This is a genomic window from Dyadobacter sp. HNCC25DJ184 (assembly GCF_056895215.1).
Genome location: NZ_JBXHAQ010000007.1, coordinates 114,637 through 140,493 on the forward strand (window position 1 = coordinate 114,637; position 25,857 = coordinate 140,493).

At 43.7% G+C, this 25,857-nt stretch carries 20 protein-coding genes; 11 read left to right on the forward strand and 9 right to left on the reverse strand.

What is annotated here, in order from left to right:
• Positions 1–12: 12 nt before the first annotated feature.
• Positions 13–1,011, reverse strand: coding sequence for an SDR family NAD(P)-dependent oxidoreductase (locus AC1XUD_RS12575; RefSeq protein WP_483361357.1), 999 nt, complete (start codon positions 1,009–1,011; stop codon positions 13–15).
• 426 nt (positions 1,012–1,437) lie between these two features.
• Between AC1XUD_RS12575 and metG the strand changes: the two genes are divergently transcribed.
• Positions 1,438–3,504, forward strand: coding sequence for a methionine--tRNA ligase (gene metG, locus AC1XUD_RS12580; RefSeq protein ID WP_483361358.1), 2,067 nt, complete (start codon positions 1,438–1,440; stop codon positions 3,502–3,504).
• Between the two features lie 23 nt (positions 3,505–3,527).
• Here the strand turns inward: metG and AC1XUD_RS12585 are convergent, their stop codons facing one another.
• The 4 genes from AC1XUD_RS12585 to AC1XUD_RS12600 all read right to left on the reverse strand — a co-directional run bounded on the left by AC1XUD_RS12585 (position 3,528) and on the right by AC1XUD_RS12600 (position 6,007).
• The gene (locus AC1XUD_RS12585) at positions 3,528–4,241 is read right to left on the reverse strand and encodes an NAD(P)-dependent oxidoreductase (protein WP_483361359.1); all 714 of its coding nucleotides are present in this window, start codon (positions 4,239–4,241) and stop codon (positions 3,528–3,530) included.
• A 201-nt stretch (positions 4,242–4,442) separates the two neighbouring features.
• Positions 4,443–4,778, reverse strand: coding sequence for a hypothetical protein (locus AC1XUD_RS12590; protein WP_483361360.1), 336 nt, complete (start codon positions 4,776–4,778; stop codon positions 4,443–4,445).
• Between the two features lie 270 nt (positions 4,779–5,048).
• Positions 5,049–5,471 (reverse strand): Hsp20/alpha crystallin family protein, encoded by a 423-nt coding sequence (locus AC1XUD_RS12595; RefSeq protein ID WP_483361361.1) that lies wholly within the window; start codon positions 5,469–5,471, stop codon positions 5,049–5,051.
• Between the two features lie 260 nt (positions 5,472–5,731).
• A complete protein-coding gene (locus tag AC1XUD_RS12600) occupies positions 5,732–6,007 on the reverse strand; it encodes an Rdx family protein (protein WP_483361362.1) in 276 nt (91 codons plus the stop codon).
• 635 nt (positions 6,008–6,642) lie between these two features.
• Here AC1XUD_RS12600 and AC1XUD_RS12605 point away from each other — a divergent pair.
• The 4 genes from AC1XUD_RS12605 to AC1XUD_RS12620 all read left to right on the forward strand — a co-directional run bounded on the left by AC1XUD_RS12605 (position 6,643) and on the right by AC1XUD_RS12620 (position 10,203).
• Positions 6,643–7,029 (forward strand): hypothetical protein, encoded by a 387-nt coding sequence (locus tag AC1XUD_RS12605; protein ID WP_483361363.1) that lies wholly within the window; start codon positions 6,643–6,645, stop codon positions 7,027–7,029.
• A 704-nt stretch (positions 7,030–7,733) separates the two neighbouring features.
• The gene (locus tag AC1XUD_RS12610) at positions 7,734–8,591 is read left to right on the forward strand and encodes a sensor histidine kinase (RefSeq protein ID WP_483361364.1); all 858 of its coding nucleotides are present in this window, start codon (positions 7,734–7,736) and stop codon (positions 8,589–8,591) included.
• Positions 8,592–8,775: 184 nt separating this feature from the next.
• Positions 8,776–9,432 carry a response regulator transcription factor gene (locus AC1XUD_RS12615; RefSeq protein WP_483361365.1) on the forward strand — a complete coding sequence of 219 codons (657 nt, stop codon included), beginning with the start codon at positions 8,776–8,778 and terminating at the stop codon, positions 9,430–9,432.
• 90 nt (positions 9,433–9,522) lie between these two features.
• Complete coding sequence (locus AC1XUD_RS12620; protein ID WP_483361366.1) at positions 9,523–10,203, forward strand: type 1 glutamine amidotransferase domain-containing protein; 681 nt, start codon at positions 9,523–9,525, stop codon at positions 10,201–10,203.
• A 107-nt stretch (positions 10,204–10,310) separates the two neighbouring features.
• On the opposite strand, the gene rfbC is transcribed toward AC1XUD_RS12620, so the two are convergent.
• Positions 10,311–10,856 (reverse strand): dTDP-4-dehydrorhamnose 3,5-epimerase, encoded by a 546-nt coding sequence (gene rfbC / locus AC1XUD_RS12625; RefSeq protein ID WP_483361367.1) that lies wholly within the window; start codon positions 10,854–10,856, stop codon positions 10,311–10,313.
• A gap of 106 nt (positions 10,857–10,962) precedes the next feature.
• Between rfbC and pyrF the strand changes: the two genes are divergently transcribed.
• From pyrF to AC1XUD_RS12645, 4 genes are all read left to right on the forward strand, one after another.
• A complete protein-coding gene (gene pyrF / locus AC1XUD_RS12630) occupies positions 10,963–11,787 on the forward strand; it encodes an orotidine-5'-phosphate decarboxylase (protein WP_483361368.1) in 825 nt (274 codons plus the stop codon).
• A gap of 206 nt (positions 11,788–11,993) precedes the next feature.
• Positions 11,994–13,223 carry a diaminopimelate decarboxylase gene (gene lysA / locus AC1XUD_RS12635; RefSeq protein WP_483361369.1) on the forward strand — a complete coding sequence of 410 codons (1,230 nt, stop codon included), beginning with the start codon at positions 11,994–11,996 and terminating at the stop codon, positions 13,221–13,223.
• A 245-nt stretch (positions 13,224–13,468) separates the two neighbouring features.
• Positions 13,469–16,483: a PSD1 and planctomycete cytochrome C domain-containing protein gene (locus AC1XUD_RS12640; RefSeq protein WP_483361370.1), complete on the forward strand. Its 3,015-nt coding sequence runs from the start codon at positions 13,469–13,471 to the stop codon at positions 16,481–16,483.
• A gap of 21 nt (positions 16,484–16,504) precedes the next feature.
• Positions 16,505–17,947 (forward strand): DUF1501 domain-containing protein, encoded by a 1,443-nt coding sequence (locus AC1XUD_RS12645; protein WP_483361371.1) that lies wholly within the window; start codon positions 16,505–16,507, stop codon positions 17,945–17,947.
• Positions 17,948–18,043: 96 nt separating this feature from the next.
• Here AC1XUD_RS12645 and AC1XUD_RS12650 read toward each other — a convergent pair whose 3' ends face one another.
• On the reverse strand, positions 18,044–19,573 hold the full coding sequence (locus AC1XUD_RS12650; protein WP_483361372.1) for a sulfatase family protein: 1,530 nt from the start codon (positions 19,571–19,573) through the stop codon (positions 18,044–18,046).
• Positions 19,574–19,790: 217 nt separating this feature from the next.
• On the opposite strand from AC1XUD_RS12650, the gene AC1XUD_RS12655 reads away from it, so the two are divergent.
• Both AC1XUD_RS12655 and AC1XUD_RS12660 read left to right on the forward strand, forming a co-directional pair.
• Positions 19,791–20,819, forward strand: coding sequence for an endonuclease/exonuclease/phosphatase family protein (locus tag AC1XUD_RS12655; RefSeq protein WP_483361373.1), 1,029 nt, complete (start codon positions 19,791–19,793; stop codon positions 20,817–20,819).
• A 238-nt stretch (positions 20,820–21,057) separates the two neighbouring features.
• Positions 21,058–22,239: an FG-GAP repeat domain-containing protein gene (locus AC1XUD_RS12660; protein WP_483361374.1), complete on the forward strand. Its 1,182-nt coding sequence runs from the start codon at positions 21,058–21,060 to the stop codon at positions 22,237–22,239.
• 184 nt (positions 22,240–22,423) lie between these two features.
• On the opposite strand, the gene AC1XUD_RS12665 is transcribed toward AC1XUD_RS12660, so the two are convergent.
• Together AC1XUD_RS12665 and AC1XUD_RS12670 are read right to left on the reverse strand one after the other, a co-directional pair.
• Complete coding sequence (locus AC1XUD_RS12665; RefSeq protein ID WP_483361375.1) at positions 22,424–24,022, reverse strand: OmpA family protein; 1,599 nt, start codon at positions 24,020–24,022, stop codon at positions 22,424–22,426.
• A 102-nt stretch (positions 24,023–24,124) separates the two neighbouring features.
• Positions 24,125–25,846 carry a GH39 family glycosyl hydrolase gene (locus AC1XUD_RS12670; protein WP_483361526.1) on the reverse strand — a complete coding sequence of 574 codons (1,722 nt, stop codon included), beginning with the start codon at positions 25,844–25,846 and terminating at the stop codon, positions 24,125–24,127.
• Between the last annotated feature and the right edge of the window lie 11 nt (positions 25,847–25,857).

The following is a 25,857-nucleotide window of genomic DNA, read 5'->3' on the forward strand; positions in this document are numbered from 1 at the left end:
ATTCTCGTTTTATCAAATTCGCGCCATCAAACTTTCACTTACCCTGGCGACCGTTTTTTCCACCGGTTGAAAATTAAATGATAGCGCAGTTTTTATTTTTGAGTTATCGTATCTGACCGTCCGCTCTGCCGAGCGAGCTGTCTCCTTGGTAATCAATGGTTTAGAGCCCATCAACCAAGTCCTGACCGCTTCCACGCGCCAAATGATACCGGCCACTATCTTCCCCACTTTTATAGAAGGCCTCTTCTTTCCCATCTTGTCAGCGACCATAAAAAAAAGATCCTGGTAAGAGATACTTGTTGAACAAAGCAAAAATCGTTCTGCTGTAATATTGGAAAAAATCAATTTGAATATCACCTCCGCCACGTCAATTACATCGACCACATTGGCCGTTCCTCCGGTATAAAATGGACTCTCATTATATATGTATCTGAAAATCTGCGTACTACTTTTACTCCAGTCTCCTTCACCTAATATAAGCGTCGGATTCACAATCACGGCATCCAAGCCTTCGGCTATTCCACGCCAGACTTCCAACTCTGCCAAATGCTTGGTTTTTGCATATTCCGAATTTTCCGGTGAGTCTTCCCAGCGATGGGCTTCATTGAGCACTGTATCCTTCCCTGGCGTGCTTAACCGTGGGTCTGGCCGGCCAATGGCTGCAATACTGCTAACAAAACACAGTTTCTTTGTTTCATATTTAAGACAACTATTGACAACATTCGCAGTTCCTTCCTGATTTACCTTATACATCGTATCCCTGTCGCGTGGCACAAAGGAAACGACTGCGGCAGCATGAACAACATAATCCATTCCCTCCACCGCCTTCTCCAAACTGCTGATATCAAGAATATCTCCTTCGACCCAATGCAGTTGCTTGGCAACATCTGCCAACAACGACTGATCGGCACCTGCCCGGTATAGCACAAAAACCTGGTGATTATCTGCCAGAAATCTTCTTGCTGTTGCACTTCCCACCAAACCTGTCGCTCCTGTGATTAGGATTTTCATACTAGAATAAAGAATACGAGCCAAAGTTCGGTGGAAATGGTGGAATTATAAAATCGGTGAATGCTGGATCAGCATGAACGCTTCGGATACGTTCAAGTTAAACGCAGAGTTATCGGAGGAATGCGCAGAGTTACACAGTGAAAAGTAGAAACTCTGCGTCACTCCGCGCATTACTCTCCCGAACTATGCGTTCAACTACACTTTACGCAGCGAAAAGCAAAAACTCCGTGTAACTCCGCCCCAAACTCTCCCGAACTCCGCGTTCAACTATACTTTACGCAGCGAAAAGTAAAAACTCCGTGTAACTCCGCGCCAAACTCTGGCGAACTCTGCGTTTAACTACACTTTTTACTAATTTTGCACTTCAATTAAGTTATAAGCTTTGGCAGATCGCCATTTAGAAGCAAAACCTTTTCATCTCTTCCAATGCCAATTACCGATCCTAAAAGATATACAGTAACCGCAGCGCTGATTTACGCAAACGGACCCATCCATATCGGCCATCTTGCCGGGTGCTATATCCCGGCGGATATATATGTTCGTTATCTACGTTCGCGTGGAAAAGAAGTTGCGTTTGTAAGCGGAACGGATGAGCATGGAGTACCTATTACTATCCGTGCCAAAAAAGAGGGTTTGACACCACAGCAGGTGGTCGACAAATATTACGCTCAGATCGACAAAGCGTTTAAGGATCTCGGTATTTCATTTGATATCTATTCGCGGACGAGCAAAAAGGTTCATCACGAAACTTCGCAGGAAATCTTTAAAGACCTGTACGATAAAAACGTGTTCGTGGAAGAAACGACTGAGCAATATTATGACGAAACCGCCCAGCAGTTTCTGGCCGACCGGTATATCGTTGGAACTTGCCCTGTTTGCCAAAATCCGAATGCATATGGAGATCAGTGCGAACGTTGTGGCTCAACTTTAAGTCCTTTGGAATTAAAAGATCCGAGGTCTACCCTCTCAGGTGCAAGCCCGGTGTTGAAAGCTACCAAAAACTGGTATTTGCCTTTGGACGAAATGCAGCCGGACATAGCGCAGTATGTAAACAGCCATCCCGAGTGGAAAACTAACGTGTTTGGTCAATGCCAGTCGTGGTTAAAAGACGGATTGAAACCACGCGCTATGACGCGTGATCTGGATTGGGGGATCAGTGTACCTCTGCCTGATACTGATGGTAAAGTTTTATATGTTTGGTTTGAGGCTCCAATTGGTTATATATCTGCAACCAAAGACTGGCTGACTCAACAAAATGGCACCGATCACGGTTGGGAAAAATGGTGGAAAAAAAGCGAACCGGAAGAGACCAAGTTGGTACACTTTATCGGAAAGGATAACATTGTATTCCATTGCATCATTTTTCCGGCGATGCTAATGGCCGAAGGAAACTATATCCTTGCCGACAACGTACCAGCGAATGAGTTCATGAATCTGGAGGGGGATAAAATTTCGACCTCGAGAAACTGGGCTGTATGGTTGCATGAATATCTGGAAGAACTTCCTAACAAACAGGATGTACTTCGATATGTACTCGCAGCAAACGCCCCTGAAACCAAAGACAGTGAATTTACCTGGAAGGATTTCCAGACCAGAAACAACAGTGAGCTGGTTGGGATATACGGTAATTTCATAAACCGTGCCGTTGTTCTGACGCACAAATTCTGTGAGGGTAAGGTACCGGCTCGGGGTGAATTACTGGATATAGATGATCAGGCATTGTCGGAGTTGGCAAGCTTCCCTGCTAAAATTGCGGAATCGATGGAAAACTACCGTTTCCGGGAAGCACTGGCACTGATCATGGACCTGGCCAGAACAGGGAACAAATACCTTGCTGAAACGCAACCTTGGCATGTAATCAAAACAGATCCGGAACGTGTGAATACGATCCTGAATATTGCCCTTCAAATATCGGCGTCGCTAGCTATCGTGTCTGAACCCGTGTTGCCGTTTACCGCAGCGAAGATTTTCGATCAGTTTGGTATGAGCAATATCAATTGGGAAGTTGCCGGAAGTCCAGATCTTTTATCCGCGGGTACTGTTATAAAAGAAGCAAGTCTGCTATTTGAAAAAATCGAGGATTCGGTGATTGAGAAGCAGGTTCAGAAACTTCATGACGCAAAACGACTGAATGAATTGGAAAGCAAAAAAGTGACGGAAGCAAAACCAGAGATTCAATACGACGATTTCTCGAAAATGGATATACGTATTGCTCAGATACTGGAAGCGGAAATGGTTCCTAAAAGTAAGAAGTTATTGAAACTAAAACTTGAGGTAGGGCTGGAACAGCGCATAGTGCTAAGCGGGATTTCTGAACATTTCAAACCGGAGGATATCATCGGAAAACAAGTATTGTATCTGGCCAATTTGGCTCCGCGCAAAATGATGGGTATGGAAAGCCACGGCATGATCCTGATGGCCGAAGACCGGGACGGAAGCTTGTCATTTGTTCAGCCCGGAAAAGAGATTTGGAACGGCGCAACAGTCAATTAATGTCCGTGAAACAAACAGATAGCTCACCCATTGAATAACAGGTGAGCTATTTTTATCCTTTTTGTAAAATTATTTAGGAAAAAAATAACGGGCATCTTGTATACGTACAAGTCTTTCATCAATTCTTGCACAATAAAACGAGCCACATCCTGACGGCTGATTGTGAGACCGGGTTTCGGTACATTGTTAAGGCTTACCCGAACCTCCCTTTCTTTACCTGAATTAGTCAATCCAACTGGCCTTACGATCGTATATATCAGATCTGATTGAGCAAATATCTTCTCCTGGCGCTCATGATCTTTATAAGTCACTCCGATATTGCTATGATCAACTAACCATCTGAACCAAAATGGTACAAGGCCTCTAGAGTCACCCACACCAATCGCAGATAGCACAATAACACGCTCTATACCGAACTGCGGGGCAAGTTTGACAATATTGCTTGCAGTCTGGGAGAGAAAATCAGTTGGCGTCACGATCGGCGACCAGGGAAAATCTGATTTGCGGGAGATATTTAAAGTACTCAAAACCGCACTACAACCCTCCATCGCAGCCGATAAAGCTTTTTCGTCAGTTGGTGTTCCTTTAAATATCCTCAGCTTTCCATGTTTCGGTAAAAACGTGCCGGAATCTCTAACCAAGACATTTACTTCATAACCTGCCACTAACACTTGTTGTAGCAGGTGCGAACCTGTCCGGCCAGTAGCACCCAAGATTAGTACTCGGTTTGATAGCATTGGTTTGTGATTTAAGTAAACTCACCAATATCCAAAGTTCTACCTCACTATACAAGCAAAGGCTCAGAATACGAGGCGAATCCGTCATATCTGAACCAACAAAAAGCAACTAATGACTTAACTTATGAGTATCAAGATGTTAGCCAAAATCGGATCGAATATCCTGGACTAACCAAGCCTTACCTATCGAATAATTTCTACCTACTGAAATTCCTCTTTTACCTTTTCAAAAACGAAGTACACTTTGGAAGCCAATGAGTTACATTCATTTTCCGAGAAGTGATAAATCGTATTGCTCACTTCATTAAGAACTGTCCTGCCTTCTTCATCCATACCCACGCCCCTCTGCTTGATCAGACTTTGAATAGCCTCCCAGTCGTTGACTGTATTGTCCGAAAAGTACCTGGGCTCAATAATATTGAAATAAGCGGCCTTTGCAATCAGCCGTTCCTTTAGTTTCCCTGAATTGGTCGCAACTTTGAGCTCCTCTACCAATTTTGACAACTCAATGTAGGCAAAGATGTTTGACTTTTTCATAACGCCGAGTAAGATATTGTGGGTTAGCATCGCGATACCGAACGTACATACTTGTACAAATAGTTACACGAACGCTAGTATAAATTTACATTCAATTAATCCTTAAAAGCAAAGTGGCAAATCAACATTCTTCTATAATTTATAGAAAAATTAGACAAAGTACCATATACTAGTTGTATTCACTTTGTTTTGACCGATGAAACTAAAAAGCCCTTCGGTAATCCGTCGGGCTTCCATGTAAAACTACTAAAACTCTTGAAAATACTTATGTTACCATTTGTTTATATTTACCTTTCTCCGGTAATCTCCCTGTTCATTTTTATATGGTAAATGCAGTATCACTTGTCTCAATGTCTCATCGTAACGTGCAGTAATTGTTTCGGTATCTACACCTTCAGGGATCACGATTGTGTTTATAAATCGAATCGACCTCCACTGTTCGTTGTCTGGAATTGACTCCTGAGAAAAAATGGGTAGAAAATGAAAAAGTTTGAGAAACTTTTTGCCCTGTTTCCCTTCTACAACTTCCAGTTCAAGATCTTCAACATCGATCCCCGGAACTCTTAAAAAGACGTCAAAGCCTTCTTCACCTTTTTCCAATTGAATGGCTGGCTCACTCATTCCACCATTCACTGTATTAATGAAATCGATATTCATCAACATTTCCTGAGGTATTTTTAGTTTGCTTGTCATGGCCATCGTCCTTTAAGATTCAAATTTTATCTTAATAAACGTAAAACAGTGTGCCAAAGATTTCCGCACTATTTATTTTTTATGACTATCAACATTTATTAACATTTTAAATACCTCCACTACAATAACTCACCCAAAAAGCCTGCCATTATTACAGACCCGCATACCCGGGCACGACAAAAAGTCCGAAACGAGCAAATTCCAAAAACCTGTTTTATGAACTCATCCCGCTGATCTTCAGAATATTGTGACCGAGATCATTAACGATCATTGTGACCCAGGCTTCGTTCAGGATCTACAATATCCCTGATCATCTTTTTGAGCTCCTTTGGTTCAGGAAAACGCCCCTCTCGTTTTCGATCCCATATCACTAGTTCGTCAAGCGTAATGATATATCGACCAGCGACTTCCGAAGGTACCAGCGCGACCGAATTCAGGTCATCCGTAAATGTTGTCAACAATTCCTGCGCCATCCAGGCTGACCTAAGCAACCAGCCGCATTTCGGGCAATATTCAATATTGATTTTCGGCTTCATATATTATTTAATCGCAGAGTTGCGAGAGTTTCCCTTGAGTTACGCAGCTAAATTAATTCAATGCAAGTTATTTAAAACGTTCAACAACAACGGCAATTTCCTTGCAATAAAGGCATCAAAGCCCTCGGTGCAACTCCGCGTAAACCACTAGGCGTGCCCCTCCCATCCCTCTGCGCTTAAACAAAAAAAGCCGCCTCGAAACGAAGCGGCTTTTCTGGTAAACCTAACCCTAAATCTTATCTAACCTCTAACTGATGCATAACAAAATTAACTGACCAGCTTTCCGTATTTTAGAGTGAAAAACCCTGATTTTAAAAACAGGTAAAGGGAAGATTCCTATATGGTAAGATACCGTGCAGGCCTGCGTAAGATTACTTGCTTAGACAACCCTAAACATATTTCCGCATCCAAAAAGCCGTAGAAATGAATATTTGGGCATCCATAATTTTAAAAAATCCGGGAGCTCGATGATCAATTTCCCCATCGCTACTATGCGGCTCGAAATACGAAATTGTACTATAACGTCCTGTCACTGACCGTTAACTCAATTCGCTCTACAAACCTTGCTTATTGAAGCACCGCCTTCTACTTTTACTGAAAAGTATATTTCTTAAACTCAAAAAAACCCTAATACCATGTCAAAATTTACAGGAGAAGAGGGCAACCTAATCTCGACAACTCGTGCGAAAGAACTGACTCAACCTCACAAAAAAAAACAAAAAGAATTTGTAGGACGTGGTGAGAATTTTGTTCAGGCAGAATTCTTTGGTATAAAAAAATTTAAAAGGTTAATTGATAAATTCGGCGACAAATGTGCTGGCTTTCGCGTATACTATGGTACACAGTTGGAAGATCACGACGGAGATGAGCCGGTTTTTGGTAAAGGAAGATCTACTTCCCGGTTAGTAATTGTTCCCGTTGGCGCCGATGGCACAGATTTACTAGCGGGCGGTGGTTTAGGAATAAAAGACGAACAAGACAGCGCGATGTCTGGCGGTCCAATCTGCCCTCGTCATTGTTAAGACTATAAAATAACGGCACATGATTGATAGCTACATCGCTTACTTTCAAAAACAACCTATAGCTTGCTTACCTGTTTTCTTAAATCTTGTGCCGCTGTTTTTAATTTTTCAAAGAAAAGCATTTTTGAATTCCACTTTTTACGTACTGACAGTATACTTAATATTTAAGCTATGTATTGATCTGACGATGTTTGATTTCGCAGCTAAAAGGAGGAGCACAATACTCTTGTACAATCTTAATATCCCAATCAGCTACATCCTGATAAGTGCTGTTTACTATTTCAACATCGATTCAATAAGGATAAAAAGGGCTATCCTCATCAGTATGCCGATGTTCGTCTCTTTTGTAGTTTGGGAAATATTAAAAGTGAATCCCGCGATCGGAAATCTTTCCCAGCATAACATGGTTTCACTCTCGTCAACGATGGAGAGTTTGTTGGTTATACTTTGGATTCTGCTTTATTTTCATGAAACGATCCGGAATTTGAAAATACCAAACTTACTGACCTATCCTTTTTTTTGGATTTGTTCAGGATTTTTATTGTATTACTCAAACCTACTTTTCATCGCCCCGGTAATTCACTTTGAAGCCAGATGGGAGGACTACATTAACATAGGACTTCTGCTATACATACCCTATATTTTTGAAAGTATTTGCTTAATACTTATCTCCGTTGGAGTTTACCACTATCACCTAAAAATTGATGCAAAACATTGAGGAATTGAAACTTGCGCTACTAATTGCATCTTTGGCAATGCTTATGATGGCATTTTTTGTGATCTCATTTGTGATGTATTACCAGAAAAGGAAATTTGAGGAAGAGAAGAAACTGAGTGCAATTGAGAAGAATTACAACCGTATGCTCCTGGATACGGCTCTTAATTCGGAAGAGACTGAGCGCAGGCGAATTGCCCAGGATTTGCATGACGATATAGGAACCATGCTATCGCTTACCAAGCTGAGTTTGAACCAGCTTAGCAAATCGATTTCAGAGCATGGCTTCAAAGAAGACCAGATCATGCGCAAGTCGCAATCGCTGGTGGAAGAGACTATTTTGCATGTAAGAAGGATAACCCGCGACCTTGTGCCTACCACACTGGAACGTTTTGGCCTTACGGAAGCCATTACTGAGTTTATCAACCGATTGGAAGAAAATAATCAGCTGACTATATCTTTCAACTCCAATGCGGACGACTACCCCCGGCAGGGACAAAAAATCGAGCTGACGTTGTACAGGATCATGCAGGAGCTTGTCAATAATGCCATTAAGCATGCCCGATGCAGTAAAATTGAGATTGTACTGGAAGTTAACCAACGTAATATCAGCCTGCGCGTAACCGACAACGGCATAGGGTTCGACCCTGATCAAATAAAGGACAACAACCTGGCCGGTCTTGGATTGTTGGGTATAGAAAGCCGGTTAGCCATTGTAAATGGCAACGTAAATTACCTGAAACCTGTCCAGGGGGGCTCGACGGCCATCGCTCAAATCCCCGTTTCTCCAGTCGCTGACAGTAAACCTGAACCTCTTCACCCCTTTCGTAAAGAACGGATAGTGTAATTATCCGAAATCACTTAAATTGCATATCCAGTGTGTATTTAACCGCAATGGACGCGATAGAGTACGCAATGAACGCAAGATCCAACGATTTTAACATTCTCTTATTCGCTCATTCTCTCATTCGTCTCCTAAGACCTTGGCTCATTCAACAATTCACTCATTCACTTATTCACCGATTGCACCCATGGCCACACTAAAGTTAGGAATCGCCGACGATCACGAACTTTTTCGAAAAGGGTTCATATCCATGTTGAGTGGCATACCCGATTTTGAGTTTGTTCTTGAGGCTGCCAACGGTCAGGAATTGCTGGATTTGCTTCCTGCCAATACCCCGGATATCATATTAATGGATCTCCAGATGCCTGTCATGGACGGTATTCAGGCCACCGAACTTGCCTTCGAACGCTTCCCGGATATCAAAGTAATCGTGGTGTCGATGTATAACGAAGATCGTTTCGTGATCCATATGCTGGAAAAAGGAGTTCAGGGATATCTGCTGAAAGATACCAGTCCGGATGAGGTTGAAAAAGCCATCAGGCGCGTGGCCGAAGAAGGGTTTTACTACAATGACTTCGTTTCCAAGGCAATGCATCGCAAGATGGTAAACAGACAAGCGAATAAACACCCGTTTTTCCCGAATGCCACGAACGTTGCGCTCTCTGCGCGAGAGCAGGAAGTTTTGCAGCTCATATGCGATGGCTTGTCAACCGCCGAAATCGGGGAAAAACTATTCATCAGCGTCCGGACAGTGGAAGGTCACCGACTGAGAGTTCTGGAAAAAACCGGCACGAAAACCACCGCAGCCGCCGTCGCCTTTGCTTATAAAAACCATTTGATATAGTCCGGAAAAAAGGTAAGTTGCCAGGAAAAGAGCTATTAGCGGTTAGCTTTTAGCAAAACTAACCACTAACAGCTAATCGCTAAAAGCTCTATGAAAGCGCTCATCATCTGCACTAACCACGACATCTACCCTACCAAAACTAACAAAACAGGGCTTTGGCTGAGTGAGTTGACTCATTTTTATAGTGTAATGGCGCGGCACCGGATATTTATGGATATTGTAAGTCCCTTGGGTGGAGAAATTCCGATTGATGAACGGAGCATGGATCTGAAAGACGAGATCAATGCAAAACTTTGGAAGGATGATATCTTTCAGAATCAAATCAAAAATTCGTTAACACCTGCTCAGGTGAATGCCCTTGATTACCGCCTGATATACTACGCTGGTGGACATGGCGCAATGTGGGATTTTGAAAATAACACGGAACTCCAGACCATCACAAAGGATATTTACGAACGGGGTGGGATCGTGTCAGCAGTTTGCCACGGTGTGTGCGGACTGCTGAATGTGAAATTATCCGACGGCTCATATCTCATCACGGATAAATATCTGACTGGTTTCACCAATATGGAAGAGACATTTGCAAGCCTGGTCAGTGAAGTACCTTTCTATCTGGAAGACAAGTTGAAGGAAAGGCAGGCGCATTTCACCAAATCATTAATCCCTTTTATGGAGTATATCGAGATGGATGAACGGCTTATTACAGGCCAAAATCCGAATTCTGCAAAAAAAGTGGCTACGAAAGCAGTGGAGGAATTATTTGAAAAGTAAAAAGGCGAAACACCTGAATGCCTCGCCTTTTCATAATTTATTTACCATTAGCAGTTAAGAATATTTAGCCCTAAGTCCCTTAAATTCTAAATGGTTTACTCGATACGCTACAAGTTCTGACTCTCAAAAAGAGACTTCAGAGTTGGTAGTATAATATCTTTTTCAGAAACGATCGGATTCGAAATTCCCCAGTCAATATTCAGGTCTGGATCATTCCAAAGTATACCGGATTCAGCCCCTTTGTTATAAATGTTCGTGCATTTGTAGCTGAATACGGAGTCTTCCAACGCCACAAAGCCGTGCGCAAAACCCTCAGGAACATATGCCATATTATTGGTATCACTTCTCAGTTCAAAAATCTCATGCTTCCCAAACGTAGGAGATTCCGGACGGATATCCACCGCAACGTCCAAAACTCTTCCGGAAATAACCCTTACCAGCTTGCCTTGCGCAAAAGGTGCTTTCTGAAAATGCAGCCCGCGAACGACCCCCTTTACAGAAAACGACTGATTGTCCTGGACAAAATTGGTAGGTAGTCCGAGTTGCTCAAAAAGTTGCGTATTGTAAGACTCAAAAAACAGGCCTCTTTCATCTTTAAAAATTCTTGGAAATATTTCAACCAACCCTGGTATGGACGTTTCTCGAATCTGCATACGTGTTTATTTAGGTACTATTACTTAGGTTTGATACTTTATATAGTCACAAATTTATGAATGTATTGGCATACGTTGTAATTTCGCCGTAATTTTTACAGACATCATGACGTACGAGGAATTATTTGGCCACATCAAGAAGAAACAATCTTACCTGTGTGTAGGCCTGGATACCGATATTAAAAAGATTCCTGCACACCTTTTAAAGGAGCAGGATCCCATATTTGAGTTCAATAAACAGATCATAGACGCCACAGCCGACTATTGTGTTTCTTATAAACCGAACATCGCTTTTTACGAAGCATTGGGCGCGCGTGGATGGGAAAGTTTGCAGAAAACACTCGAATACATCCCCAAAAGCCACTTTAGTATAGCCGATGCCAAACGTGGTGATATAGGAAATACGTCAGGACTTTATGCGAGAACATTCTTCGATGCCGCTTCGTCCGGGCTTGATTTCGACTCGGTAACAGTTGCGCCTTATATGGGAGCAGATTCTGTAACTCCGTTTCTTGAATTTGATGGGAAATGGGTGATTTTGCTAGCGCTTACATCTAATCCAGGCAGCGCAGATTTCGAACTTTTGGATACTCCGCAAGGGAAACTATACGAAAGAGTGTTGCAAACTTCCCAACAATGGGCAGGAGCTGAGCGAATGATGTATGTTGTCGGGGCGACGCAGACCCAAGACCTGGCACATATCAGAACCATCGTCCCCGACCATTTTCTACTGGTACCAGGAGTTGGAGCACAAGGTGGAAACCTCGAAGAAGTATCAAAGTTCGGAATGAATAAATCATGTGGACTGCTTGTAAATGCTTCCAGAAGCATCATATATGCCGGTAACGGCATCGATTTCGCACACAAAGCGACGGAAGAAGCCAGAAGCTTACAGCAGGAAATGGCGGTTCATCTGGAAAAGTACCTTTAAGGGGTTAGGGGTTAGGGGTTAGGGGTTAGGGGTTAGGGGTTAGAAGAAAATCAGGGCCATGGTCGCTATACTGCTCCATACCGGAATACTTTCAACAAAAAATACCATTAATGAATTGATAATCAAATATTTAATAAATAGTTTAAAATAAACAAGCTACCAGTAAAACTAAAAGCTAATAGCTACACGCTAACAGCTAACAAAACATGGATCTGAACGACAATAACCAATATAACATACAGGGCATCACACCCGAAAATTTGATTTCAACTTACGGAAGCCCACTTTACGTCTATGACGCCGGAACGATTCGCCGGAAAGTCGCTGAACTGCAGGAGGCATTTTCGGGTGTTAATATGAAGATCAAATATGCCTGTAAAGCAAATACAAATCTTTCTATTTTACGCCTTATGCGTGAGATTGGCGTTGAACTGGATGTCGTTTCTCCAGGCGAGTTCGAAATGGGTCGTTTGGCAGGATATGCCGCCAATCAAGTAACTTTTACGCCAAGTGGTGTCCCTTTTCATGAAGTTCAGGAGGCGGTGGAAGCTGGTGCGCTGGTGAATGTTGATAGTATTCCTTTACTGGAATGGTTCGGGCAAACTTATGGCAATACCAAGCCTTGTCTTATCCGTATCAAACCCAATGTGGCAGCAGGCGGAAATGCTAAAATTATGACAGCACATGCCGATTCAAAATTCGGAATTTCGGTTCTTCTGATTGACGATATTCTCGAAGTTGTCAAAAAATATGATATCAAAGTCATTGGTCTTCACCAACATACGGGTTCTGACATCAAAGATGCAGAGCCATTTATCAAAGTTGCCGATATCCTTTTTGATGTGGCCAAAAAATTCCCCGATCTTCAGATTGTCGATCTTGGCGGCGGCTTTAAAGTCTCATACAAACCTGGCGACGAGATCACAGATATGCATTTGCTGGGAAACAAAATTTCCGCACGCTTCAAAAAGTTCTGCAGCGAATATGGACGCGAACTTCAACTCTGGTTTGAACCAGGTAAATTTTTGGTAAGCGAATCCGGATTTTTATTGACTACGACTACGGTTGTAAAAGAAGATCCAGCCAGAAACTTTGTACATATCGATTCAGGTTTGAATCATTTGATTCGCCCGATGATGTACGGATCTTATCACCATATACTGAATACTTCTAACCCAACGGGCGATTTAAAGCACTATAACGTAGTGGGTTATATTTGCGAAACGGACACTTTTGCAAGCGACAGGGAATTAAACGAGGTAAAAAAAGGAGATATTCTGGCATTCCTGAATGCTGGCGCATATGGCCTGACGATGAGTTCCAACTATAATGCAAGACTACGCCCTGCAGAAGTCTTGATCGATCATGGAAATGCGAAGTTGATCCGCAGAAGAGAAACACTGGCGGATCTTCTAGCAACACAGGAAGGAATTTAAAACGACGGTCGACGGGCGGTCGCCTAAAAGAAATCGGTTGGGTAGCATTCACTACTCAGCCGATTTTTTTTGTTTTTGAAGACATATTCTCATATTTATTTGGTTAAGAGAACATTGCCTAATTCCCGCTACTATTTGACGGTCGGCAAATAGTATATTAGGAGATTGAAGTAGTATTACTCTTTGTATATTATTGCTAAGGCATAATGAATTTTCGGATGTGGTGCCACCTTTCTTCTAGTGATATGCTTGGATTCTTTTCAAATAAGGCGCGATACGCACGGATCTTCATCTGGTTACTTTTTTGTGCTCAAAGCTGGTTCTTCGGCGGGTGCAAAAAAGGTTACAAATCTTCAATAGCATTTTCAAAAAACGAAAAAGTTAATTTCAATTTTGAGGTACGGCCCATTTTGGTTCAGAAGTGTTATTTATGCCATGGTCCGGATATAAAAAGCAGAAAAGCGAATCTTCGGCTGGATACTTTCGAAGGTGCCACAGCCAAGTTGAAAGGAGGCTATAAGGCAATCGTTCCGGGAGATGCCGAGGCAAGTAAACTGGTGAGTCGGATTTTCTCTGAAGATCCTGATCTGATCATGCCCACGCCGGAATCCCATCTTACATTATCCTCCGAAGAAAAGGATATCCTCAAAAAATGGATTACACAAGGTGCTCAATACGAAAAACATTGGGCTTTTGTTAAGCCAAAAGCTGAGATTTCCGACGAATCCATCTCCGGCCAGATTGACCAATACCTGAATTTGCAGCTCGAACAAAAAGACCTTCGTCCTGCTCCCAAAGCTGACAAGAGCAGTCTTATAAGAAGGGTATCCTATTTGCTCACCGGCCTACCTCCTACTGCTACCGAAATAGCTCAATTTCAGGCTGATAACAGCGACGGAGCTTACGAAAAAATGGTCGATTATTATTTGAATTCAAAAGGATATGGCGAGGTGTGGGCAAGACATTGGATGGATATTGTACGATTTGCCGAAACAAAAGGTCATGAATTTGACTACTCTATTCAGGGTGCATGGAGGTATCGCGATTATTTAATTCGGGCTTTCAATGCAGACATCCCTTACAATCAACTGATTAAAGAACAACTGGCCGGAGATTTGTTGTCTAATTTTCGGAGAGATCCGGTTTCGGGTAGCAACGAATCGATAATTGGTACCGCTTTTTTTAATTTAGGAGAAGGAGTTCACAGTCCGGTAGATGTGAGAAAAGACGAAGCAGACCGGATTGACAATGTAATTGATGTGACAACAAAAGCTTTTCAGGGATTGACCGTAGCCTGCTCACGTTGTCACGACCACAAATTCGACCCCATCAGTACTGAAGATTATTATGGACTTTTCGGCATATTTGAAAGTACCCGATATTCCCCGCTCGCGGCTGAAAAATCGGCGGCGAGAGAACGGGATGAGAATGAATTAAAGGGACTGAGAAAATATATTGTTAACCATATAGCCGACGAATGGATTAAACAATCTGCGGAGGTATCCGCATCAGAAAAAACAGTGATTGATAAGCCCTCAGAAAATGCTGCTCCATATGTTGTGCTTGGAGATTTCAGAGGCAAAGCGTTAGATGGGTGGAGAAGTGATGGTTCTGCTTTCGGTACTTCAACAACTTTGGGTCAGCCTGTTTTTAAAGACAATACTATTATCGCACTTGAAGACGGCAAAGCATCAAGCCGATTATACGGAACCGGCAAATTCGGCGCACTACGCTCGCCTGGTTTTATAATTGACAGAGATTTCATAGGTGTAAAAGCGCTTGGAAAACACTCCACTATCCGTGTGATAGTCGACAATTTTCAACTTATCCAATGGCCGATTTATGACAACCTTGATCAGGAAATATCCACTGATCAATGGCGAAATTTTACTTTTAATGTTGGAAGGTGGAAGGGACATAATGCCTATATCGAAGTGATGCCGGGCCGATATGATCAACATGTATATCGCCTGGCACCAGAAGAGTTCGTAGAAGTACAATATGCTATTGCGTTCGATGGAAAATGGCCTGATATACCGCCGCCGGTATATTATCCTCCCAATTCGTTGTCAAAATCGTTGAATTTGTGGAAGGAAGGCAAATATACTCCTGCTGATATACAACTTATTAACCACTCGCTTCGAAAGAAGAGAATAGCAGGCCGTATCTCCGGACTTACCTCTTTGCTTGAAAAAGAATCCCGCCTGATGAAAGCCACAGTGGATTCCGTTTTCTTCGATGGAGTAGCCGACGGAACCGCCATCAACAGTCCTGTTTTCGTGAGAGGAGATTATAAACTCACTTCTAAAAATAAGGTTCCACGTAAATTCTTGTCTGCTCTGACAAATCAGCAAGCTGGATTTAAATCAGCCGGAAGTGGCCGTCTGGAACTTGCTGAAGCGATCACCCATCCCGACAATCCCTTGACATCGAGGGTCATGGTGAACCGTATATGGTATTATCTATTTGGACGGGGAATCGTGGAAACGGTCGACAATTTTGGCTTGCAAGGTAAATTACCTTCCAATCCTGCGCTTCTGGACTTTCTTGCTGTCGAATATCAGCGAAATGGCTGGTCGACCAGAAAACTAATGAAGGCGATTTTGATGACAGATACTTTCCAGCGATCTGTTCAAACTCAAGACCCTAATCTGGAAAAAGACCCAGAAAATATTTATTTGGCCAGCTACCCCAAAAGGCGCTTGGAAGCGGAGATGATTCGCGACGGGATGCTGGCTACGGCGGGAAACTTGAATACCACAATGTTCGGGCCATCCGTCCCTGTATATATCTCATCGTTTATGAATGGCCGGGGAAAACCTTCCAGATCCGGACCACTCGATGGTGACGGACGTCGAAGCATATATCAGGAAATTCGCCGGAATTTTCTCGACCCAACGATGACAACGTTTGACCGACCTATTCCCTTCACCACTTTCGGCAGTCGGAATGTAACAACCGTTCCCGCCCAATCGCTGGTGCTGATGAACGATCCGTTTGTAATTCATGAAGCTGAGCTATTGGCTAAAAAAGTGACAACATTAAAATCGCTCGATTTCGACAAGAAAGTTAACTGGATATATGTTCGGGCATTTGCGCGCCCTGCATCTAAAAAGGAGCTGGAAAATGCTCAGATCTTTATGACTAAGATGGCTAAACTAAATAAAGCCAATCCTAAGTTAGCAATGAATGACGTGGGTGTTTGGCAGAACTACTGTCACACGATTTTTAATCTGAAAGAGTTTATTTATCTGATGTAATTGGTCAAAACAAGCTGATATATGGGAGCAACTAGCCATCGAAACCATGCATGCATCACACGCCGGGAGATGCTCGAACTTTGCCGCGGAGGTTTTGGTGCTATGGCATTTATGGGCCTTTTCGGTGGGCTAACCGGGTGTTCGACGTCAGCCAAAAACCAGACAGATCCCAAGGGGAAACTTCCTGATTTTGTCCCAAAAGCAAAAAATGTTATTTTCCTCTATATGGACGGCGGGGTTTCGCAGGTCGATTCGTTCGATCCCAAACCTCGTCTTGCAGCGGAGCACGGCGAGGATCCGAACAAGAAATTTTCGGTAGACAGCACGCAATTCGGAAATGTGGGAAAAATCCTGAAAAGTCCCTGGGCGTTTAAGCAATATGGCGAGAGTGGAATGCATGTAAGCGACCTCTTTCCTCATATCGCAACCTGTGTCGACGACCTCGCTCTGATCAGATCGATGACATCAGAGTTTCCGGAACATACCAGTGCCAATTTCTTTCTGCATACCGGCAACGGTCAGCAAGGAAGGCCAAGCATGGGTTCGTGGGTGACTTACGGGCTGGGAAGTGAGAATAGTAATTTGCCTGGATATGTTGTCCTGGACGGTGGTTTGATACCTCCCGGCGGCTTAGACAACTTCAAAAACGGCTTTTTGCCTGCTTCGTTTCAAGCTTCTTTGATGCGTAGCCAAAACGAACCTATTGCCAATATCCGTCCAAGTGAGACGCTAAAAAACCTTCAATCTGAAAAACTCGACTTTATAAGAGAAGTCGATAGTAAACTTGTTGAAACGAGCGGGCATTCTGATCAGGTTGAAGCGGCGATCCGTAATTACGAATTAGCTTACAGAATGCAGTCTTCCGTCCCCGAACTTTCGAATTTTGCGGGTGAGTCGAAACTGACAAAGGCACTTTATGGACTTTATTCCGATGATCCACACACCAGAAATTACGGTTCCCAATGCCTTATGGCCAGAAGACTGGTAGAACGTGGCGTACGTTTCATAGAGCTGACATGTCCACAAATTGGTAGTAACGACCGCTGGGATCAGCATAGTGATCTTAAAAATGGTCACGAATCCAATGCACACGCCGTCGACCAGCCTATTGCCGGTTTGCTGAAAGATTTAAAGATAAGAGGTTTACTCGATGAAACGCTTGTGGTATGGACTGGCGAATTCGGGAGGACACCTTTTGCGCAAGGTACGGACGGACGAGATCATAATCCTTCCGCATTTAGCATGTGGATGGCAGGAGCTGGAGTAAAAGGAGGTACCATTTTTGGAACCACCGACGACTACGGTTACAGGGTAGTTGACAAGAAGGTAACAATCCACGATTTACATGCAACCATGCTCCATTTGATGGGAATCGATCATACGCAACTCACTTTTCCATTTAGCGGCCGAAATTTCCGGCTGACCGATGTGCATGGAAACGTAATAAAAGAGGTATTGTCTTAAGGCTTCAATAGCCTTGCCAGGTTTTCCAGACCTGGTAAGTCGAGCTGGCTTTTTCACTTACTTACCAAGTTTTGAAAACCTGGTAAGTCTCTCAATCTATCGCGTTTGACTGGCATTTTTGACCTTTTCCAATTCTTCCGCCATTGCTTTCACCTTGTCGGGGTATTGGTCTGACAAATCTGCTTTTTCACCTGGATCCCGTGCAAGGTCATATAGCTGTGGTTTAGGATTGTTAGCAGTTTCAGTTCCGGTCAATACATTCACGGCTACGCCGGCTTTAGGTTCAATATATTTCCAATTCCCTTTGGTGATAGACAACGCTCCACCTTGTTTGATCAGATATTCCCGTTGCTTCGCGGGCTTACCAAACAGGGCATCGAAATTGTTAAAACTATCTGGCGCCTCGCCCTTTTTCAAGGATTGCTGAAAAAATGCCGCAAACGACGCCAGCAAGTCTATCTGGCAGGTCAGAGCATCGGTTTTAGATCCAGCCTTGATCATTTTCGGCCATCTAGCCAGAAACGGAACGCGGGTGCCACCTTCGAATGCGCTATATTTCCCGCCGCGAAATGGTCCAGCCGGCTTATGCCCCGCCGCCAGCTCAACTGCACGATCAGCATATCCGTCATCCAACACAGGGCCATTATCACTTGAAAAAATTACCAGGGTATTCTCGGCAATTTTCAAATCGTCGAGCTTTCTCAATATCTCGCCTATCGTCCAATCCATTTGTAAAATCACGTCACCACGCAGTCCCATGCCGCTTTTTCCCTTAAACTGAGTACTCGGCATACGCGGTACATGGATATCGTTGAGCGAAAAATAAAGGAAGAAAGGTTCTTTGGCATTCGCTTCTATGAACGACTCCGCCTTAGTCAAAAACACATGTGCGATCTCCTCGTCCGTCCAGCGCGCCTGTTTACCCCCTTTCATATAACCGATCCGGCCGATACCGTTTACTATCGTATTATTGTGGCCATGGTTAGGCGAAGCGGGAAGTTTGAGCAATTCCGGATGTTCTGCGCCCGTAGGTTCATCTCCAATCTTTTTTTTATAATCCACCTCAATCGGATCTGCGGCGTCCAGACCAACCACTTGCTGATTTTCCATAAAGACCGTCGGCACACGATCTGAAGTAGCGGGGAAGTAATACGCATAATCAAAACCAACATCGTTCGGGCCTTTCTGCACGGGTTTGTTCCAGTTAATTGTTTCACCGTTACCCAGTCCCAAATGCCATTTCCCCACCGCCCCCGTCGCATATCCAGCATTTTTGAAAACTTTCGGAAGCGTTATTTTATCCGTTGGTATGATCAGCGAAGCGTCGCCTGGAAGCACACCCGTTCCTTTTTTCCTCCATGGATATTCACCGGTCATCAGCCCAAAACGCGAGGGCGTGCAGGTTGCCGATGTAGTATGTGCATTCGTAAAATTGACCCCCTCTTTCGCCAGCCTGTCGATATTTGGCGTGCTGATTTTTACCGCGCCATTTGCACTGATATCACCAAACCCAACATCATCGGCATATATATAGATTACATTGGGTTTCTGCTCTGCTCTTTGAGCGAATAATTGTGAATGATATAGCGTCAGGAAGGTAAGAATGATAGCTTTTAACGAATCCATTGGTTTGTCAATAGTTGAGTTATTGTATTTTAAATCTAGTGAATATATGTGTCAAAATGTATCAAAGGCCATAATTGAAGTAAATCTCCTGTCCAAAAATAGTTTGAGAGGAGCGCGAGCACATCTCCGCATTTACCATTAAATAGATTAGCAAAACTTAATATAAGTTAACCCTTTCTTTTTCAGAACTTTATATACACACTCTTGCCCAACACTTATGGAAACACTCAAATTCTTGCTTTGGAATGTAGAATGGATGAACGATCTGTTCGATACTGCCGGAAATTTCCATCCGGATGCGCATGTCCCGGTTCATAATCCTGAGACGACTGTCAAAGAACGCCGGGAACACCTGAGCGGTGTTATTAACGAACTTTCACCCGACTTAATCGTGGTAGTGGAAGGCCCCAACCGGGAACAGGAACTGCAATTATTTTTCGATAGCGACGTCGCCGGCACCTGGGAAGTCAAACTTCAACCTACCTCCGGCTCCTCGCAATGTATCGGTTGTGCGGTCAGAACAGATCTCAATCGTTTCGACCCGACAACGCCTGTAAGATTTTTCAACACGGAGCAAATGACTGAGTTTAAGCCATTCGAGTTTGCGAATGAGAACGACGGGATTGTGGAAAAATATCGTTTTGAACGTTCTCCGCTATATGTTGAGTTGAAAACGTTAAACGGAGAAATTTTCCGGGTGATGGGTCTTCATTTGAAAAGTAAAGGAATTTTTGACGCATATGAATGGAGTAAATGGTGGGCCGTCGCGGACGGAAATCGAAAAAAAATATTGGCCCAAACCCGGCAGATTCGTCGCGCTTTTCTTGACAAATATTTGGGAGATGTCACAACTCAAAAAATTCCGTTAATCGTTTGCGGTGATATCAACGACGGCCCGGGTATGGATGCGAGTGAAAAGAGACTTTTAGGAAGCGGAGTAGAACAGTTGATGGGGAATGTCTGGAAGCCGTTTCTTTGTCTCGGAAACAGTCTTTTTGATACCTTATCCGTCAAAAATCAGGAGAATCTGAATTTTTCACCCATATATACCACCAGTTTCAAAGATCCGATTTTCAACAATGTTTGGCAAAAAGAATGGATTGATCACATTCTATATAGTTTCAACAGAGCTGATTGGGTCGTAAATGCGAAGGTGAATATCGAAATGCCCGACGGACAAAAGATCTATAACAAATACAAACATGCCTCTGACCATATGCCGGTTTCGGTGGATGTGGTTCTCTGAATGTGACTGTTATCAAGGCGTACTTACTGGAGCTGGGTTTAAGAAACTGACAAGCTTTCGTAATGTTTCTAAATGGCTTAACGGTTTTAAATGAAGGTATTTGAACATTAAGAAGTTACGAATTGATAAGGGTTGATGTATTCCAAACATGACTAGCTTCCCTTCATAGTAAATTTTGGAATATCAACGCTTTGACCGATTAAAGCATGTCTAATATTTCGCTGTTAAAGGATATCCTATGAACAGAATATTTCGCCCAATTCTCGTGACCGCGCTAGTCGCCGGACTATCGCTAAATTACAACCAATGCCCGGCTCAAACTATAAAAAACGGCTTTAAAAAGACAGTTTTATCAACTGATTTTTTATCCGAAGGCGTGGCTGCAGCGGATTTGAACAAAGACAAAAAGATAGATATCATCGCCGGATACAACTGGTTTGAAGCACCCGACTGGAAGAAGCATGAGTTTGCTACAACCCGTGTTTTCGATCCGAAAAAGGAGTATAGTAATTCATTTCTGAACCTGGGAATGGATGTCAACCTTGACGGCTCGGACGATGTTGTCGTGATCGACTTTCCCGGACTTCCGGGTTTTTGGTTTGAAAATCCCGGCAAGACGAAGAACGGCTGGAAGAAGCATATGATTGCAAACTCAGTCGGCATTACGAACGAGTCTCCCGGGTTTATTGATGTGGATGGGGATGGCAGACTGGATATTTTGTGTGGAGATAAAGAGAAAAAACAGATCATCTGGATCAAAGCGCCTGTTACAAAAGGAGATACAACCTGGCAACGTTTCGCGCTTTCAGCTGAAAATGTTCCTGGAACAGAAGATTTCTCGCACGGGATTGGCTACGGCGATATCAATATGGACGGGAAAAAGGATGTTGTGGTTCGGGAAGGATGGTTTGAAGGAACCAAAAATCTGGACAAAGGCGACTGGAAATTTCATCCGGCAAATCTAGGTGCGGCATGCTCCCATATGCAGGTGATGGATGTGAACAGAGATGGCAAAAACGATGTGATCAGCGCCTCTGCGCACGCATTGGGGATCTGGTGGTATGAACAAATAAAGGCCAGCGACGGCTCGATTAATTTCGTAACGCATTTGATCAGTGAAAAAACAGCGCAAACACATTCATCTGTAATGGTCGACCTGAACGGTGACGGCAACAACGAATATATCACCGGAAAACGGTTTCTGGCGCACCACGGTCGGGACCCAGGCGATGCAGCTGCTGCCTATCTGCTTTGGTATGAAATCACGCCGGGTATTGCTCCATATTTCAAAGAGCATATCATTGACGACGACTCCGGCGCAGGACTAAATATCACGGTAAAAGATATGAACGGCGATAAAAAGCCCGATATCGTGATATCGAATAAGAAAGGCGTGTTTTTGTTTGAAAATAAACTTTGACAGGTTTTTTTTGGGAGGAAAGGGAGGATGGACGATGGGAGTGCAATGTTCTCAATTCTTTCAAGAATGGGTATTGACCGAAATAATGCCTGTCAGCCTGAGCTTATCGAAGGCCGAGCCGCGACATCAGATTACACAGAAACAACATTTCAACAAGGCAAAAAAGGAGCAACTTTAACCTCAGTTAACGATCCAAAAACAAAATCTCGACCCGCCTGCTTCTGACTTTACTTTCTTCTGAATCGGTTGGGGTGGCAGAGGTGTCGCTGCCTTTTCCGATGTAAAATATCTGAGCAGAATTTACTCCTTTCTCTCTCAGATAGTTACTCACCACAGCCGCGCGGTTTTCTGATAAAAGTCGGTTCAAATCTTTCCTACCCACAGGATCAGTGTACCCAACAACGTGAATTTTCACGTCTTTTCTAGTTCTGAGATAGCCAGCAACAGAATCCAGAGTCTGCACTGCATCCGGCCTCAATATATAGCTGCTTTGGTCGAAATACAGAGTTTTCGACGGCGGACTGGGAGACTCACTAACTTTTGCGACGGCGGACGGAGGCAACTCTTTCTTCTCCGGTTGTTTTCTTTCAGGTACAACAACTGGTGGTGTAACCTTTTTCTCCCGCTCGACCTTAGTAACGACGGGAGGGGGTGGCGTTTCTTTCTTCTCAGGCTCCTTCGCTTTCTCAGGAACGACAGGCGGACTAATTTTCTTCCCAGGCTCTTCAATTTTCACAACAGGTGCCGTTGCAATATCCTTCTTCGCTGGTTCGATGGGCTTTTCAACAGGAGTCGTTGGCACTTCTTTTTTCTCGGTCTCCTTTTTGGATGATTTTTCAACAAGTTTTTCAACCTTATCCTTTTTCTTAAAATCAAAATATTTTAAAGTGATCCCCGTGCCCACTGTAAATCTTTCCTCTCTAATCGTTTTCCCATCTTTTCCCGTCATTGTAATTTGATATTCGCCAGGCATTGACGCCGAGTTCAAGCTATGCGGCATGGCCTTACCAGGAAGCTTCACAAATCTGGTGTAGCGTTGATTGCTCAAATTTCGAACTTCTGTGGTTATCGCAGGATTAGTGGGCACGTTAACATAACTCTCAACGATCTGATTTACAGACTTCAACAACCTGAAACGAAAGAGTAATTCCTGACCACGGAGTTTGACTTTATACATATTCCCGCTAAAAAAATCATAGCCTTCCGCGTAAACGCCGGCACCCATGGTATCGTCCTGATTAAGCCAAAGCACACTCGCTTTGCCTTTCCCGGTTTCAATACACTTCATCTGGCCCGTCAGTGCGGATGTAATACAAATCCTGGCCGTGATCACCTCGCCATTCGCTGCGTCTACCGCCTCGAAGTATACCTTTCCCATCGCAGGATCACAGGCAATAGAGTCGGGAACGACCGTCGAATCCTTTAGATAGCTTTTGGTAAGTATCTGTTCTGAATCCAGCAGAATCATCGGGATCGTCAACTCGAATTTCTGACCTGGTTTATCCTTATCGATGATGTTCACAGGAATATTTCGGGTGCGATATCCCTGAGCCCGAAACACCAGATTGCGAAGTCCAGTTGGCACCTGAAGGTTAAATATAGCAGACTCCTCACTCTCAGCAGCTCCGGGTTGGCTGTTGGCAGATCCGGTCGCTACCAGTTTCAAATCCTTGCCCGTGTTGATATCCCACATTTTTCCGGTAACCGACACCGTATCCGCTTTTACAGCATGATTCGGTGGTGAGACGCCCCAGGAAAAGAGGAAGAGCAAAACTGAAAACATAATGTGTTAGCGCGATGATGGAATGTGAATGGCCTGTTTGCTACATACTTTATTTATCAAAGGATGCTTACAGATTATACGCCCAATATCGCGAATTGTTATTTACCAATTCATTTTAAACAAAGAAACCGCCTGTCGCGGAAGCGGGAAATCGAGTTCAATCTGATCATTTTTCACCGTAACCCAGCGGGGAGAGCCGAATGTTTTCAATTGCCCAGCATCTTCCAAAACCGTAATTTGCTCAGCAGTAGGAGCTTTCGGCGAGCCCATACTTTTCCATACTTCGTATGAATTGCTGTGTTTTTGGTCAATCCGATATTCCTGAACTAATATTCTTTTTGCCTTTAAACCATTCATTTTGAGCTTAACGGGCGAATCGGGCGACATCAGGTTATCGTCATGATAATTCCACACCATCACAGCTGCCTCATTCGCGTCTTTTGTCGCATATGCATTGATATCGGGAAGTCCACGTACACTTTCGTCTCTCACTTTGGTAAAGTTATATGCGAGATTCTGCTTCACCTCCACTCTTTTCCCCTGCATCATTCCAAACATCCGGAACACATTTAAAACCGGTTTGTCCACGCCATTGGTTGCCAAATCCCGAAATCCACGAAACCAGGCCTGATCCTCGAATTCAAACGCCCAGGTTACAGCACCCAGCAAATTGACGCCCCTCGCTTCGGCCAGTTCATGTTTCCGTGCAAAAGAGGCAGCGGTGTAACTGGAATACATGGTTCCGTTTCGGTATGCGTTTTGCGGATTGAGGTCTTCTGAGCAAGCAGCGCAGCCTTCAGGATCAGATTCACCAATTATGATTGGCAAATGTTTCAGCGTCGGATATGTTGCCAGTATTTCAAAACCCTTGTCAATGTCACGTAGTTGTGCTCCCATATCCATTCTAACATGACCTTCCACAACTTTCGGCGAACCTTTGGCATGAAACGATATGAAGTCAATCGGCGAACCTGTCTTGCCTGTTACATAGTTTTTGCCGCTTACAACATGGTCTAAAAAGGTCTTGTAAAATTTGGCAGAGACATCCCAGTTCGGTCCCGTCACTTCTGGTCCACCCATTTTTGCGGTGGGCAAAGCGCGTTTTACCGCATCAGCTGAATAATCATATAGTTTGATATACTCATCAACGGTGCCTTTCCAGTAGCTTATATTTGGCTCGTTCCATAGTTCCCAATACCATTTTTCCACTTCTGCCTTGCCATATCTGGCCACCGAATGTTTCACCCACTGATATACCAGTTCGGCAAATTTGCTGTAGTCTTTCGGCGGATAAGCCCAGCCGGTATAGATATCGTTATAGTTGTCGCCTGGTTTCCAATGATGGCGATAGGGCACAGGATGTGTCGACATAGCCTCGGGCATAAACCCGATCTGAGCCAGTGGGTGCATGCCTCTGTCGATGTAAGTATCAAATATCTTGTCGACGATCTTCCAGTCGTATATTGGTTTCCCGTCTTTGTCTTCGGTATATACATTCGTGGAACCCCATTTCAAAGCCGCTTCGCCATCGCCCGTCACGAACATGCTGTGCGCACGCACATACACAGGGACTTTGCTAAGCTGAGATATTTCTGTCAGCAGCTTTTTCCCGTCTTTCATATAGGTATAGTTCGGCTCATCATATCCAAACCATGCCCATATGGGTTTTGCGTCCCCTTTTTCTTTAGCAAAATCAATCTCAATCTTGACTTGAGCCCAAGAATTGGAGATCTCCAAGAATAATAACAGCACTAACAACGAGATAGATTTAACCAATCGAAAGAGCAAATTATTTATGGATGAAGGCAAAGCATTAATGAACATCATTTCCAATT

Coding starts and splice junctions, on each gene's coding strand:
- AC1XUD_RS12575 (WP_483361357.1), bottom strand. CDS start 1,011: ATGAAAATCCTAATCACAGGAGCGACAGGTTTGGTGGGAAGTGCAACA.
- metG (WP_483361358.1), top strand. CDS start 1,438: ATGCCAATTACCGATCCTAAAAGATATACAGTAACCGCAGCGCTGATT.
- AC1XUD_RS12585 (WP_483361359.1), bottom strand. CDS start 4,241: ATGCTATCAAACCGAGTACTAATCTTGGGTGCTACTGGCCGGACAGGT.
- AC1XUD_RS12590 (WP_483361360.1), bottom strand. CDS start 4,778: ATGAAAAAGTCAAACATCTTTGCCTACATTGAGTTGTCAAAATTGGTA.
- AC1XUD_RS12595 (WP_483361361.1), bottom strand. CDS start 5,471: ATGACAAGCAAACTAAAAATACCTCAGGAAATGTTGATGAATATCGAT.
- AC1XUD_RS12600 (WP_483361362.1), bottom strand. CDS start 6,007: ATGAAGCCGAAAATCAATATTGAATATTGCCCGAAATGCGGCTGGTTG.
- AC1XUD_RS12605 (WP_483361363.1), top strand. CDS start 6,643: ATGTCAAAATTTACAGGAGAAGAGGGCAACCTAATCTCGACAACTCGT.
- AC1XUD_RS12610 (WP_483361364.1), top strand. CDS start 7,734: ATGCAAAACATTGAGGAATTGAAACTTGCGCTACTAATTGCATCTTTG.
- AC1XUD_RS12615 (WP_483361365.1), top strand. CDS start 8,776: ATGGCCACACTAAAGTTAGGAATCGCCGACGATCACGAACTTTTTCGA.
- AC1XUD_RS12620 (WP_483361366.1), top strand. CDS start 9,523: ATGAAAGCGCTCATCATCTGCACTAACCACGACATCTACCCTACCAAA.
- rfbC (WP_483361367.1), bottom strand. CDS start 10,856: ATGCAGATTCGAGAAACGTCCATACCAGGGTTGGTTGAAATATTTCCA.
- pyrF (WP_483361368.1), top strand. CDS start 10,963: ATGACGTACGAGGAATTATTTGGCCACATCAAGAAGAAACAATCTTAC.
- lysA (WP_483361369.1), top strand. CDS start 11,994: ATGGATCTGAACGACAATAACCAATATAACATACAGGGCATCACACCC.
- AC1XUD_RS12640 (WP_483361370.1), top strand. CDS start 13,469: ATGCTTGGATTCTTTTCAAATAAGGCGCGATACGCACGGATCTTCATC.
- AC1XUD_RS12645 (WP_483361371.1), top strand. CDS start 16,505: ATGGGAGCAACTAGCCATCGAAACCATGCATGCATCACACGCCGGGAG.
- AC1XUD_RS12650 (WP_483361372.1), bottom strand. CDS start 19,573: ATGGATTCGTTAAAAGCTATCATTCTTACCTTCCTGACGCTATATCAT.
- AC1XUD_RS12655 (WP_483361373.1), top strand. CDS start 19,791: ATGGAAACACTCAAATTCTTGCTTTGGAATGTAGAATGGATGAACGAT.
- AC1XUD_RS12660 (WP_483361374.1), top strand. CDS start 21,058: ATGAACAGAATATTTCGCCCAATTCTCGTGACCGCGCTAGTCGCCGGA.
- AC1XUD_RS12665 (WP_483361375.1), bottom strand. CDS start 24,022: ATGTTTTCAGTTTTGCTCTTCCTCTTTTCCTGGGGCGTCTCACCACCG.
- AC1XUD_RS12670 (WP_483361526.1), bottom strand. CDS start 25,846: ATGTTCATTAATGCTTTGCCTTCATCCATAAATAATTTGCTCTTTCGA.